Genomic DNA, 13,789 nt, shown 5'->3' with positions numbered 1-13,789 from the left:
CGAAATTACAAAGGATTGAAATAGGTGCTATGATCTATTAAGAAGACTTTATCTTCTTTTCACTTCAACCAAGCATCTGAATCCAACATCAGTTCTGTAAGATTGAGTATAGTCTTCTTCGAAAAGAGCCTCTTCTGTATTAGGTGTTAGATAACTGCCACCTATAGCATAGCCTTCAGATATTAATTCCTTTACATTGCCATACAAATTGTAGAATCCTCTTTTGTTGGGTTCAAAGCTGTAAATGTATTGTGGGATTTCGATGGGTATGCCTCCATTTTCATATTTTAGGTTTACATTATAGCTAATAAAGGAAGCTTTTAATAGCATCGATTCGGAGGCAAATCGCTTGCTAAGGATATCTGCCTCCAGGAACTGACTTCCTTTCTTAGTAACCTCATGTGGAGTTATCCTTATTTCATCTATGTATGAACCAGCAGCGTATAGCCACTCTTCCTTTGTTGGTAGTCTTCCACTAAATTTATATTTTCTTGGTTCATCAATGAGCATTTCTTTAAGCCCAACATTTAGTTGGTCTGCCCGCCATTTGCAATAAGTCTCTGCAGTCTCATGTGATATGGCCAAAACAGGGAAGAAGTAGAATTCAGAGTTTTTGAAATAATTCAAAACATATTTGTTATCCTGCTTTGGAATATAGGCTTTGTCTTTATACCTACCTGAGTCTTTAACCATAAAAAATAAAAATTCTTCGAAATGGATATTGGCTACTTCAGTTTGATCTAAGAACTTGCCTTTCGCAATAGGTAAAGTGCCCGGAGGGACAATATATCTTTGATTATATAGTTCAGAGTCTTTATACTCAGAATCTTTCCAAGGGTCGTATTTTCCGTTGTAGAAAATAGACTTTTCAGAGTATTTGTTAGCCACATACACCTGCATCGTTTCCCCAGAGTCATCAGGTCTATAATTGTAGATCGGAATACCAGTTCGTTCACTACAACAGCCAGGATCGAAACTTACTGGGTGCAAGTCTTGTGCTAAGGTTATTGCAGGAGCTAGTAAAAACAATAATATTTTTTTCATAGGTGTATTTCTCTCAATCAGCGAATGATCTTGGTTACGCATCTAAACCCAATATCCGTTTGGTAATCGAACTCTTTGGTGTGCTCAAATAATTCAGAATGGGAATCCCCAGTTTTATAACTGCCACCAATGGCGTATCCTTCACGGACGATTTCTTTGACATTTCCATAGAGGTTATAAGCCCCAGTTCCTTTTGGTTCAAATCCATATATATAAAAAGGAATCTCTTTCCTTAATGCAAATTCGGTACCGTGATCCAGATTTACATTATATCCATAAACCGTTGTCGCATTCAAAATTTTTTCATCGGCAAATCCCATGGCAACGACATCGTTTTGGAGGAATTCCATACCTTTTTTGTTGATTTCATAGGTGCGATCTTCAATCTCCTTTGAACTATGACCGGCAGCCCGTTTCCATTCGTGTTCGGAAGGTAAGCGACCCACATATTTATATCTCTTGTATTTACTTTCTTGTTCTAAGAAAATCTGCAGCCCTTCGTTGAGATTCTGAGCACGCCAATCACAAAAAGTTTTAGCGCTCTCGGGGTTAATTCCTATAACTGGGAAAAAGTAAAATTCAGGGTTGTTATAATAATCCTCCATGTACTTTTCATCCAACACAGGTAAGTAGGCATCATGTATCGCTTGGCCAGAATCTCGTTCCACAAAATGAAGAAATTCTTGATAATGAATGTTGGCTACTTCAGAGGCGTCGATATACGTTTTTTTAAATAGTGGAATCGTATGTGGAGGTACAATGTAATCTTGGTAATATAGGATATTGCTTTTATTTTCTTTAGCCTTCCAGGGATCGTAAAATCCATTGTAAAAAATCGATTGTTCAGAAAAATCATTGGCTTCATCTAGAAACAAATGATCTATTTCATACACTCTATTGTATGTATAGATTTCTCGATCGGTGATAGAAGATACGGGACCCGGAGAACTAGCTGTTGGATGCTTTTTTGCTTGTCCATAACCAGATTCTGCAAAAAGAAAAAGTCCTAGTGCTGATAGAACTAATCGTAATTTTGTTGATTTCAATATTAAGTATTTATTTACTGCAAATCCATTCTACAGCTTCATCCATATGCCCAAAATCAAACTGTTTCAATTCTGCTTTTACAAAATGATTGGCTAATCCGGGAAAAGAAGAAATTAAATTATCCTCTGTCATAAAACCTACTTTGTCGATTACCTTGTGATGATCTTTGATGAATTTGATGTGATGAAAAAAACTATCTAAATTGTCCCAGCCAGGGAATTTATTGGCCTTAATAATCAAGCCAGATAGTTTTCCAAACTCTTCAATATAATGATCTACTTCTTCGGTCAGATTTTCCATATCAAAAACCGAGATGGGACCTGTAACTGATATAATTACATAGCCCTGATCTTTGTTAAGACTCAGATTAATCATAAGTAAATTTTGATGATTGCTGCGTTTAAAAATACATGAATTAATTTAGAAATCAACCAAAGAAAGAGGAGCTATTCGACGAACTTAAATTGCAATCGTAGTTGATGAAAATAATTTCTTAGGATCGTAATATGTATTATCAGTAAAATCCAGAAATATCACATTCGGACAATCTAAATTTTTCGACCATTTTTTCAATGTACCACGCTATCTTAGCGGTCGCTTACAAATATCTACATGAGTTATTTTGAATATATAAAAGAGGCCACTGGGTTCATTAAGAACTTTACGAGTTTCGAGCCAGATTATGGAATTATATTAGGTACCGGATTAGGAGCCTTGGTTAATGATGTCAAGATAGAAGCGGAAATTAATTATGAGGACATTCCTCATTTTCCATTATCAACGGTTGAGTCACATTCAGGTAAACTGATATTTGGCCGACTAGGTGATAAAAAAGTCGTCGTCATGAAAGGTAGATTTCATTTTTATGAAGGCTATACCATGAAGGAGGTGACTTTTCCTGTCCGAGTGATGAAATTACTAGGAATTAAAAAACTCGTAATTTCTAATGCTTCTGGAGCTTTGAACCCTGATTACAAAAAGAGCGACTTGATGGTGATCAATGACCATATTAACTTGCAAACTGAAAATCCACTGACTGGAAAAAACTTGGACGAAATGGGTGTTCGGTTTCCTGATATGAGCGAGCCTTACGATCAGGAAATGATTGATACTGCCATGAGAATTGGTGATCAAGAGAATATAAAGTTGCATCAAGGCGTTTATGTAGGAGTAAATGGACCAAATTTAGAAACCAGGGCTGAATATCATATGCTTAGAGTCATTGGTGCAGATGCGGTAGGTATGTCTACTGTTCCTGAGAATATAGTGGCCAGACAAATGGATATTCCTGTTTTTGCTGTTTCAGTGTTAACAGATTTGTGTTATCCCGGCCATATACAGAAAATATCCGTAGAAGAGGTAATCGCTGCTGCTATGAAAGCTGAGCCCTATTTGACTCTGCTGATAGAGAAAGTAATAGCTGAAGATAAAATTTAAAAAAAAATTGAAAGTAATACATAATAATTTGAGTTTGGAAGGAAGAGTGGCTATTGTGACCGGTGCGAGTAAAGGTATCGGGCTCGAGATTGTAAAACTGCTATTGAGCAAAGGAGTGAAAGTGGCTGGATGGAGTAGAACGGACAATGATTTCACCGATCCAAATTATCTATTCATTTCGGTAGACGTGAGTGATCCGGAAAGCGTGGCTCATGCTTATAATCAAACCACAGAGATGTTGGGTGAGGATATTGATATTTTAGTCAATAATGCTGGTATTGGACATTATGGCAATATGGACGAAATGCCATTTGAGCAATGGAAACAAATGTTTGACATCAATGTCCATGGAATCTTTTTTGCCTCCAATGCAGTTATTCCAAAAATGAAAGAATTGGATCGGGGACATATTATTAATATTGGATCTATAGCCGGCAAAAATCCTGTAAAAGGTATGGTAGGGTATGCAGGGACAAAACATGCCGTAACTGGTATCTCTCATTCTATGTTTATGGAATTGAGAGACTTTGGTATCAAAGTAACGTGCATCTATCCTGGCAGTGTCAATACCAATTTCTTTGATGATATTGATGCCGTAACGGCGAATGACAATATGATGCGGCCAGAAGATGTGGCCAGTAGCGTAGTGCATTGTTTGGAAACTCATCCAAACTTTCTGCCTGTTGATTTCGAAGTCAGACCCTTGCGTCCGAAACCATCGAAATAAGTTGAATTCAAAACTGCATTTCCTTTGTCGATAGAAGTACAAAATCTTACTAAAATCTATGGCCAGCAAAAGGCTGTGAATGGAATATCTTTTGAAGCTCGGAAGGGAGAAATTCTAGGCTTTTTAGGCCCCAACGGAGCGGGAAAATCTACCACCATGAAAATAGCAACTGGTTATTTAGGTGCAAGTGATGGCCAAGTCTTGATAGGAGGAATTGATGTAAGTGCAGATCCGCTAAAAGCAAAACAGATTACAGGTTACCTGCCAGAGCACAATCCATTGTATTTGGATATGTACATTCATGAGTTTTTAGCCTTTTCTGCAAAGGTGAACAAAATGAAATCTGGAGAGATTAAGCCTGCTGTTAAACGCGTAGTGGAAATGTGCGGGTTGACGCTTGAACAAAACAAGAAAATAGGTCAACTCTCGAAAGGCTATCGCCAAAGAGTTGGATTGGCTCAAGCCCTGCTTCATGACCCTGAGGTATTGATCTTGGATGAGCCTACTACGGGTTTAGACCCAAATCAAATCTTAGAAATTCGAAAACTCATCAAAGAAGTGAGTAAAGACAAAACGGTGGTTTTTTCTTCTCATATCATGCAGGAAGTGGAGGCACTTTGCGATAGAGTAGTCGTTATTAATAAAGGACATCTAGTAGCAGATAAACCTATAGAAGAGTTTTCAAAAGGATTGACGGATGAGACCTACTTACGGGTAGAGTTCAAATCTGAAATAGACACCGCCTTGTTGGAGTCTATTGAAGAAATCAAAGCCGTTGAGAGTTTGAATCCAGGTGTCTATCAACTTCAAGTCACCAGCAGTGAAGAGGCTAGAAGTGCAGTCTTTAGGTTGGCTGGAGAGCAAAATCTACCTCTGGTAGGGCTGCAGGAGGAGGAGAGCTCTTTCGACGAAATTTTTCATTTACTGACTAAAGAGAAATAAATGCTGGCGGTATTTGTTAAAGAGATCAATAGTTTTTTGAATAGTCTGATTGCTTATATCGTGATTGGGGTTTTTCTGACATCCATAGGTTTGCTGATGTGGGTATTTCCGGAGAGTAGTATTCTGGAATATGGCTATGCGGATATGAGCACGTTGTTCAATCTGGGGCCTTTTGTGTTTATGTTTTTGATTCCGGCGATTACGATGAGATTTTTTTCTGAGGAAAAAAGAACAGGCACTGAGGAACTGCTCATGACCAAGCCACTAACTACATTGCAAATTATTCTAGGAAAGTATTTTGCAGGATTTGCCTTGGTTGTACTTTCGGTCATTCCTACACTGATCTATTTTTATTCAGTTTATACTTTAGGGAATCCTGTAGGAAATCTTGATATATCTGGTACGGTGGGATCTTATGTAGGCTTGGTTTTACTTGGTGGAGTTTTTGTGGCGATCGGTATTTTTTCTTCGGCTCTTACTGACAATCAGGTCGTAGCTTTTGTTCTGGCGGTTTTCTTGTGCTTTGTAATGTATTCTGGCTTGTCTTCGTTGGCAACCATTGATGTGTGGGGTGATGCCTCACTTTTGTTACAAGAAATAAGTCTTGTTTTTCACTATGAATCGTTGAGCCGTGGACTGATCGATATAGCTGATATAGTCTACTTTATAAGCGTAATTGCATTAATGGTATTTTTTACTCAACTCAAATTGGACGCTAAAAAATGGTAAACCATAAGCGAATAGAGAGTCTACTGAGATTGGGCATTGGCATCTTGCTCGTTGTGATATTGAATCAATTGGCTGGATTGTTTCCTGCTCGATTGGATCTCACTGAGGAAAAAAGGTATTCTGTGACACCAGCTACCAGGGCATTATTAAATGATCTGCAAGAAGTAGTCTATGTCGAAGTATTTCTCGAAGGTGAAATGCCTGCTGGTTTTAAGCGGTTACGTAAGGCCATTGAAGAAACGCTGAGCCAGTTCGATTATTATGCGGATGGATTGGTGAAAGTGGATTTTATAGACCCATCATCAGCGCTTAACGAAAAGGCACGTAATGAATATTTTCGTTCGCTCATTCAACGTGGGCTTCAACCGACTAATCTGTCCTATAAACGAGACGGTAACAAAACAGAAAAACTAATTTTTCCTGGAGCTATTGTGAGTTACTATGGTCAGGAAGTACCTATTACTTTACTGAAGGGCAGTCAGTCAGCCACAGCAGAGGAAAGATTGAATCAGTCGATTGAAGGGCTGGAATATGAATTGGCCAATGCCATTCGTATTCTATCAAATGATCGGCGTAAAACGGTAGCACTAATTCAAGGACATGGCGAACCTGACAGTCTGAATTTGGCTGGACTCACTAATGCACTGTTGGAAAAGTACGACGTATTTAATGTAGATATGAGCACTGGAGATAAAGATTTGAATCGATATGATGCATTGATTTTTCCAAAGCCAACTACTGCTTTTTCTCAAACCGAAAAGTATCAAATTGATCAATATATCATGAAAGGGGGCAAAACACTCTTCTTCGTGGATGCACTTCGTGTGAATATGGATAGTGCGAGTGGAGAAGGAACTTTTGCTTTTCCTTATGAAATTGGGTTGGATGATATGTTCTTTAAATATGGCGTTCGAATCAATAGAGATTATGTGCAGGACATAATCTGTGGAGAATATCCAATCGTCGCTGGCAATATGGGTGATCAGGCTCAAATTCGGATGCTGCCGTGGCCATTTTTTCCCATGGTCAACAATTTTGGAAACCATCCGATTGTGAAGAATTTGGATGCTGTATCTATGAAGTTCGTTTCTACTATTGATACAGTAAAGGCCGATGGAATCGAGAAAATTCCCTTGCTGAAAACTTCCCAGTATTCGATGGTCAATCAGGCACCAGTAAAAGTGGCTTTCAATGAACTTAGAAAGAATCTTGACCCAGAAAGATTCAATCACGGGTCTAAGAATGTAGCCTATTTACTCAAGGGAAAATTCACTTCTATTTACAAAAACAGAATTTTACCGACAGGAATTAATAAAAGTGGATTCAGAGAATCTGGAGAGGAAACATCCATTTTGATCTGTTCAGACGGAGATATGATACGCAACGAATTTAGCTTGAAAGATGGAACACCGATGGAATTGGGTTTAAGCCCTTATAGTCAAATGAAATTCGCCAATAAAGAATTCGTGATGAATGCTGTGGATTATATGCTTAATGATCAGGGGTTGATGGTGTCTAAGAATAAGTCGTTTGCCATTCGGCCATTGGATAAAGTCAAAGTGGCTAACGAAAAATTGAAATGGCAGCTGATCAATTTGGTGCTACCCATTGTTTTGTTGATTGCATATGGTGTGCTAAGAGCATATTGGAGAAAGAAAAAATACGCCAGCTTTAAGTGATAAGGAAATGACAAAAATCAAGAAACTTAGTTTTGTTTTTGTAGGATTGTTGGTGATCTCTTTGCTGCTGAAGTGGACTGGAAACAAGGAGCGAATTGTGTCGGTAGATAAAAACCTTTTCACCGTTGCAGACACTGCGTCGATGAGTGGTATTGTTATCCAATCAGATGGCCAGGAAATTGCGATCCAACGAAAAAATGAAGATTGGCTTATCAACAATAAATATAAGGTTGATCCTCAGCTGATCTACTTGTCGCAACGTATCCTTAATGCGGTTCAGACTCAACGCCCAGTGAGTAAGTCAAATTTTGAATCCCTCAAAAACGAACTTAAAAAGGACGGTAAAGTGGTGACAGTCGAATTTTCATCTGGCGCGGAAAAGAAATTTTACGCAGGAGGAAATGCAGCCAAAACAACAGCTTATTTTGGTAACGAAGATTTATCGAAAATCTATACTGTGGCTATTCCAGGATACAAAAGTTACCTGTCGGGAATATTCGAACTGTCCCTCAATCAGTGGAGAGATCGTGTGCTCTTTGCATCCAGTTGGCGAACGATTCAGGAATTGACTATTGATTATGCCGCTTCAGAACTCAACGATTTGACTATATCTTTTGAAGATAAGTTTTTAGCTGTGAAAGGAGTAAGCTCACTGGATACGGCTGCATTGATGAATTATTTGCAGCCATTGGAGTTTTTTCAATTAAATGATTATCTAAATGCAGGCGCCTTCCCGCGCTATGATAGTTTGATGCTTGTAAACCCGATTGCACAAATCATTTTGAAAGATATCAATCAGGAAAACAATCGGCAATTGAAGGTCTACCCCAAAATAGATGGAGAGCGGTTCTATTTGCTAACGAACCAATCTAAAGAAATGATGGTAGTAGATGAAGGCCGTATGCTGCGACTGTTGTCTCAGCCCAATCAATTTAAGAAGGAGTAATCTATTCGGTCGTCTGTGAGCATCACAATCAATATCAAGAACATGGTTTGTCCACGCTGTATTTCAGCGGTGCTACAGGTTTTTGAACAAATCAAGGCAGAGCCTGATACGGTCTTTTTGGGAGGTGCCACTCTTTCAAAGAATTTATCAAAGAAGCAACAGGCTGAATTAGACTTACTCTTAGAGCAAAATGGATTTGAACGCATAGGAAGTGAGAAATCACAATTGCTTGAACGAGTTAAAACAACTGTTATTGATCAGATACATCACCAGGATCATTTTAATCTGAATGTGAAATGGTCTGATTTTTTAGCTGAGCAATTAGATCAGGATTATCAATATTTAAGTGCACTTTTTTCTTCTGTTACGGGTATTACTCTAGAGCAATATATCATCAAACAGAAGATAGAGAAGGTAAAGGAGCTTCTTAGGTACGACCAGCTTTCAGCCAAAGAAATCGCCTTTAAGTTGGGGTACAGTAGTGTGGCTCACCTATCCGCTCAATTCAAAAAAGTAACTGGTATGACTCCCTCAGTATTCAAGCAATCTCGTGAGTTGAATCATAGAAATTTTTTAGATAGCCTCTAATAATTATATAATTCTTACTAGTAATTGTGTAACAGGTCTTTATGTGCAATGATCGACCTTTACATATATTTAAGTTGATCATGAAACATACATATCAGGTAATCGGCATGTCTTGTAATGGGTGCAAAACCCACGTTGAAGATACTTTGATCAAAATCCCAGAAGTAAAAAAAGCTGAGGTCAGGCTCAAAGAAGGCCTAGTAGTGTTGGAAATGTCAGAACATGTACCTCTTTCGGTTTTGGGAGCGACCTTAGCTGATTCTCCGTACAAAATATATCCCGAGGGTCATCAGGTAGAGGAAAAGAAATTATCGCCCATGCCCATTATTGGCAAAGTTAGGGTTTACTATTGTCCCATGCACTGTGAGGGAGATAAGACTTACTCAAAATCGGGTCACTGCCCAGTGTGTGGGATGGATTTGGTTCCAGAGGTTTCAAAAGAGAATGAAGACGGAGCTCAGGAAGATAAATCGTATCTGGATCTATTGAGAAAATTTAAGGTGGCTACGGTTTTCACGCTACCTATTTTTGCGATTGCCATGTCAGAAATGCTGCCTTACAATCCTTTATTCGATTGGATGCCCGTGCAGTATTGGAACTGGGTTCAAATGATATTGTCAGGCCCAGTAGTTTTTTATGCGACTTGGATGTTCTTTCAGAGAGCCTACGCGTCCATTATTTCAGGCATGTACAATATGTTCACCTTGATTGGTATTGGTGCCGGGGTGGCTTGGTTATTCAGTTTCTTCGGATTACTATTTCCGCAGGTTTTTCCAGATGAATTTCGGACAGCATCAAGGAGCATTCATATGTACTTTGAGTCTGCTACCGTTATATTAACCCTTGTGCTCTTGGGACAATTATTGGAAGCTCGTGCACATAGGAAAACAAATAGCGCAGTGAAGGAGCTACTTGAGTTAGCTCCCAATAAAGCGATTAGAATTGAAAATGGTTTGGAAGTAGAGATACCAATGGATCAGATTAGAGTAGGAGATCTTCTCAGAGTAAAACCCGGAGATAAAATTCCGGTGGATGGAGAAATTACCAAAGGGGAGAGTGTGATAGATGAGTCAATGATTACAGGTGAACCTACGCCAGTCCGCAAAATGATGAACGACCAAGTCAGTGCTGGTACTGTCAACGGAAATCAATCCTTCGTTATGGTGGCTGAAAAAGTAGGTGAAGACACCTTGCTTGCTCAAATCATAGATATGGTAAAACAAGCCAGTAGGAGTCGTGCCCCAATCCAAAAACTGGCAGATAAGATTTCGAGTTATTTTGTACCAGCTGTGGTGGGAGTTTCAGTGGTCACATGTATTGTTTGGTTGGTATTAGGACCAGAGCCATCCATGATATATGCGTTAGTAAATGCCATTGCTGTGTTGATCATAGCCTGTCCATGTGCCCTTGGATTGGCTACGCCCATGTCAGTGATGGTAGGTGTAGGAAAGGGAGCCGAATGGGGTATACTGATCAAAGAAGCAGCTTCTCTGGAGAAAATGAATCAGGTAGATACATTGATTATTGATAAAACAGGTACAGTCACAGAAGGAAAGCCATCAGTGGAGGAGGTAATTGATTTTGAGTTTGATAGAAAGAAATTGATAAGTCTCGTTGCTTCTGTCAATCAACAAAGTGAACATCCTTTGGCAGAAGCTATGGTGCGTTATGCTCGCAAGAATAAGGTTGATTTACTATCGATTGACGAATTCGAATCTATAACTGGCAAAGGAGTTAAGGCCAAAGTGGATGGCGTGGAGGTATTGATCGGGAATGACAAACTGATGACTGATCATCAAGTGAATCGTACCCGAGAAGTAAAAGAAACGGTTGCCAGACAGCAAAAGATGGGAAAGACAGTTTCATACATGTCGTATGATAACCAAGTAGTGGGAGCCATTGTGATTGCAGATCAAATAAAAAAGACCAGTAGAGAAGCCATTTGCGCATTAAAAGACAAGGGAATCGATGTCATAATGATGACAGGAGATAATGATTTAACTGCCAAAGCTGTGGCCGATGAATTGGCTTTAGATGAGGTCATAGCAGAATGTCTTCCCGAAGATAAAATGAAACGTGTGTCAGCACTCCAAGAAGAAGGCAAGGTGGTCGCTATGGCCGGTGATGGCATCAACGATGCTCCTGCGCTGGCCAAAGCAGATGTGGGTATAGCTATGGGCACTGGCACCGATGTAGCGATAGAAAGTGCGGCGATCACTTTAGTGAAAGGGGATTTACGCGGAATAGTAAAAGCCAGCATGCTGAGTGAATCTGTGATGCGAAACATCAAGGAAAATCTGTTTTTCGCCTTGGCTTATAATGGTATCGGCGTGCCTTTGGCAGCAGGTGTTTTGTATCCATTTTTTGGTTTGTTGTTATCACCAATGATTGCAGCACTAGCCATGAGTTTTAGTTCTTTTTCAGTGATCACCAATGCCCTTCGATTGAAGGCTTTGAAAGTGGGTTGAGACCAAATTTTGTTTGCTTTAAATGCTAACAAAAGCCGGTAGTTTTTTATTAGCATTTTATCATTAACTTTGGCTCAAACTTGGGGTGGCTTTGCCTCATTCAATTATCTGAATCTACAAACTTTAAATATAGACTAGCGAATGAAATTTATAGTTTCTTCCTCATACCTACTCAAACAGTTATCTGCCATCAATGGCGTAATTACTACTAATCCGGTAGTTCCAATTTTGGAAAACTTCCTGTTTGAAATTAATGATGGTAAACTGACCATTACTGCTTCTGATTTGCAAACTTCAATGATCACTGAATTAGAAGTTGAAGCTAAGGAAAACGGTAGTATTGCAGTTCCTTCGAAAATATTATTGGAGACGCTTAGAAATCTACCAGAGCAGCCTGTGACTTTTAGTATCGACGAAGAAACTTATAGCATCGAAATCAATTCTGACAACGGTCGGTACAAGTTGGCCGGTGAGAATGCTACGGACTTCCCTAAAGTACCGAACGTATCTGATGGCAATGATGTAAACATCTCTTCAGATGTTTTGGGTAATGCCATTAACAACACTATTCTGGCAACTAGTAGTGATGAATTGAGACCAGCTATGACAGGTGTTTATTTAAACTTGTCTGATACGAATACAACATTCGTGGCTACTGACGGTCACCGTTTGATTAGATACAGAAGAGTGGATATAGCTGCAGATAATGGAGCCAGCATGATTATCCCTAGAAAAGCTTTGACTTTATTGAAGTCTACTCTGCCTAGTAGCAATACCAACGTCAATGTGCAATACAATGTAGCCAATGCCTTCTTTAAGTTTGATGGCATTCATATGGTATGTCGATTGATTGATGAGCGTTTCCCTGATTACGAAAATGTAATTCCCGCGAACAATGACAACGAAATGATCATCGACAGAACTGAGCTATTGGGGTCATTGAAACGTATTGCGATCTATGCCAACAAAACCACACATCAAGTTAGGTTGAAAATTACTGGAAGTGAATTGGTGATTTCTTCGGAAGATCTAGATTTCTCCAATGAGGCAAACGAAAGATTGTCATGTGATCACAATGGAGCAGATATCGAAATCGGATTCAACGGTAAGTTCTTAATTGAAATGCTGGCGAACATAGAGTCTACTCAAGTTTCGATGAAATTTTCAGAGCCTAACAAAGCTGGTTTGTTATTCCCAGTAGATAAAGATGATAATGAAGATCTGTTGATGCTGGTAATGCCAGTAATGTTGAGTAATTACTCAGCGTAGATTTTAGGCAAATAATGACTAGTCCTAAATAAGCGTTACAGATTTTAGGATAAAATATTAGATAGCATCGGGTTTCAACTCGATGCTATTTTTGTTTCTATAGTTTCTGATCTTGACCTTATCTTGCTGGTGCATAAGGGCTGGTGTATTCATCCAACAGCTCCAATGAGGCCGATCATGATTGTAAATATAAATACTCTGCTCAATGAGTTTGTCCATTAGTGTTACATCTGATGTGGTGATCCCTAAGATAAATTCATGTTTCAATATCCCATTCACCCTTTCGGCTATAGCATTTTGATACGGATCATAGGTTTCTGTCATACTACAAGTAATTGCTGCCTCATCAAGCAACTGCTGATAAGCATCGCAACAATACTGCAACCCTCTGTCTGAGTGATGGATCAACATTCGCTCAGGATATATACGATTGGCAATAGCCATATTAAGGGCTGATATTGCACCTGAAGCATCTAGGCTTTTCGATACATCATAGCCCATGATCCGCTTTGAATAAGCATCCGTGACCAGCGATAAATACATCGGGTTTTTCCGTGTTCCAATGTAGGTGATATCCGATACCCATACTTGCTCAGGCCTTTGTATGGAAAGCCCATCAATAAGGTTTTTATGTTTTCTAAATCGATGATGTGAGTCAGTAGTAATATGATATTGTCTCTTAGGTGCTATTTGGAGGTGATTTGCTTTCATAATAGCAAATAGCCTGTCTCTTCCAACTCCCAGCGGCTGAAGTTGGTCATAAAGTAAATGATACAACTTTCTGGTACCGATACGAGGCATTTTCATACGCACCTTTTCAACCATGATTACTACCTTGGTGGCTATTTCTTGCTTTTGTTTACTCCTTCTGATAGAGCGGTAATAGATTTGCCTATTCATCCCCAACAGTCTA

General features: G+C 39.1%; 13 protein-coding genes. 9 read left to right on the top strand and 4 right to left on the bottom strand.

Translation table 11 applies throughout. The annotated features are described in order from the left end of the window. Positions 1 to 48 precede the first annotated feature (48 nt). Genes ACOQO5_RS06015 through ACOQO5_RS06005 form a run of 3 tightly spaced genes read right to left on the bottom strand, consistent with a single transcriptional unit; the run spans position 49 to position 2,466 of the window. Positions 49 to 1,044 carry an SUMF1/EgtB/PvdO family nonheme iron enzyme gene (locus ACOQO5_RS06015; protein ID WP_420580783.1) on the bottom strand — a complete coding sequence of 332 codons (996 nt, stop codon included), beginning with the start codon at positions 1,042 to 1,044 and terminating at the stop codon, positions 49 to 51. A 17-nt stretch (positions 1,045 to 1,061) separates the two neighbouring features. Next, positions 1,062 to 2,090, bottom strand: coding sequence for an SUMF1/EgtB/PvdO family nonheme iron enzyme (locus ACOQO5_RS06010; RefSeq protein WP_420580782.1), 1,029 nt, complete (start codon positions 2,088 to 2,090; stop codon positions 1,062 to 1,064). 10 nt (positions 2,091 to 2,100) lie between these two features. Next, positions 2,101 to 2,466: an STAS/SEC14 domain-containing protein gene (locus ACOQO5_RS06005; protein ID WP_420580781.1), complete on the bottom strand. Its 366-nt coding sequence runs from the start codon at positions 2,464 to 2,466 to the stop codon at positions 2,101 to 2,103. A gap of 237 nt (positions 2,467 to 2,703) precedes the next feature. Between ACOQO5_RS06005 and ACOQO5_RS06000 the strand changes: the two genes are divergently transcribed. From ACOQO5_RS06000 to dnaN, 9 genes are all read left to right on the top strand, one after another. Further along, positions 2,704 to 3,528: a purine-nucleoside phosphorylase gene (locus ACOQO5_RS06000; RefSeq protein ID WP_420580780.1), complete on the top strand. Its 825-nt coding sequence runs from the start codon at positions 2,704 to 2,706 to the stop codon at positions 3,526 to 3,528. A 7-nt stretch (positions 3,529 to 3,535) separates the two neighbouring features. Further along, on the top strand, positions 3,536 to 4,255 hold the full coding sequence (locus tag ACOQO5_RS05995) for an SDR family oxidoreductase (RefSeq protein WP_420580779.1): 720 nt from the start codon (positions 3,536 to 3,538) through the stop codon (positions 4,253 to 4,255). A 24-nt stretch (positions 4,256 to 4,279) separates the two neighbouring features. Continuing rightward, complete coding sequence (gene gldA / locus ACOQO5_RS05990) at positions 4,280 to 5,197, top strand: gliding motility-associated ABC transporter ATP-binding subunit GldA (protein WP_420580778.1); 918 nt, start codon at positions 4,280 to 4,282, stop codon at positions 5,195 to 5,197. Then, complete coding sequence (gene gldF, locus ACOQO5_RS05985) at positions 5,198 to 5,926, top strand: gliding motility-associated ABC transporter permease subunit GldF (RefSeq protein ID WP_420580777.1); 729 nt, start codon at positions 5,198 to 5,200, stop codon at positions 5,924 to 5,926. It abuts the gene before it with no gap. Continuing rightward, positions 5,920 to 7,605, top strand: coding sequence for a gliding motility-associated ABC transporter substrate-binding protein GldG (gene gldG, locus ACOQO5_RS05980; protein WP_420580776.1), 1,686 nt, complete (start codon positions 5,920 to 5,922; stop codon positions 7,603 to 7,605). Before gldF ends, gldG begins: the two co-directional genes overlap by 7 nt. 7 nt (positions 7,606 to 7,612) lie before the next feature. After that, positions 7,613 to 8,551, top strand: a complete 939-nt coding sequence (locus ACOQO5_RS05975; protein ID WP_420580775.1) for a hypothetical protein — start codon at positions 7,613 to 7,615, stop codon at positions 8,549 to 8,551. Positions 8,552 to 8,566: 15 nt separating this feature from the next. Then, positions 8,567 to 9,139, top strand: a complete 573-nt coding sequence (locus tag ACOQO5_RS05970) for a helix-turn-helix domain-containing protein (protein ID WP_420580774.1) — start codon at positions 8,567 to 8,569, stop codon at positions 9,137 to 9,139. Positions 9,140 to 9,219: 80 nt separating this feature from the next. Further along, positions 9,220 to 11,607, top strand: coding sequence for a heavy metal translocating P-type ATPase (locus tag ACOQO5_RS05965; protein WP_420580773.1), 2,388 nt, complete (start codon positions 9,220 to 9,222; stop codon positions 11,605 to 11,607). A 141-nt stretch (positions 11,608 to 11,748) separates the two neighbouring features. Next, positions 11,749 to 12,876: a DNA polymerase III subunit beta gene (gene dnaN / locus ACOQO5_RS05960; RefSeq protein WP_420580772.1), complete on the top strand. Its 1,128-nt coding sequence runs from the start codon at positions 11,749 to 11,751 to the stop codon at positions 12,874 to 12,876. A gap of 57 nt (positions 12,877 to 12,933) precedes the next feature. Here dnaN and ACOQO5_RS05955 read toward each other — a convergent pair whose 3' ends face one another. Then, positions 12,934 to 13,776 carry an IS3 family transposase gene (locus tag ACOQO5_RS05955; RefSeq protein WP_420579689.1) on the bottom strand — a complete coding sequence of 281 codons (843 nt, stop codon included), beginning with the start codon at positions 13,774 to 13,776 and terminating at the stop codon, positions 12,934 to 12,936. Positions 13,777 to 13,789: the final 13 nt, after the last annotated feature.

This window comes from Reichenbachiella sp., assembly GCF_965223055.1.
In the GTDB taxonomy this organism is placed as follows: domain Bacteria; phylum Bacteroidota; class Bacteroidia; order Cytophagales; family Cyclobacteriaceae; genus Reichenbachiella.
This window is presented reverse-complemented; position numbering and strand designations above follow the sequence as displayed.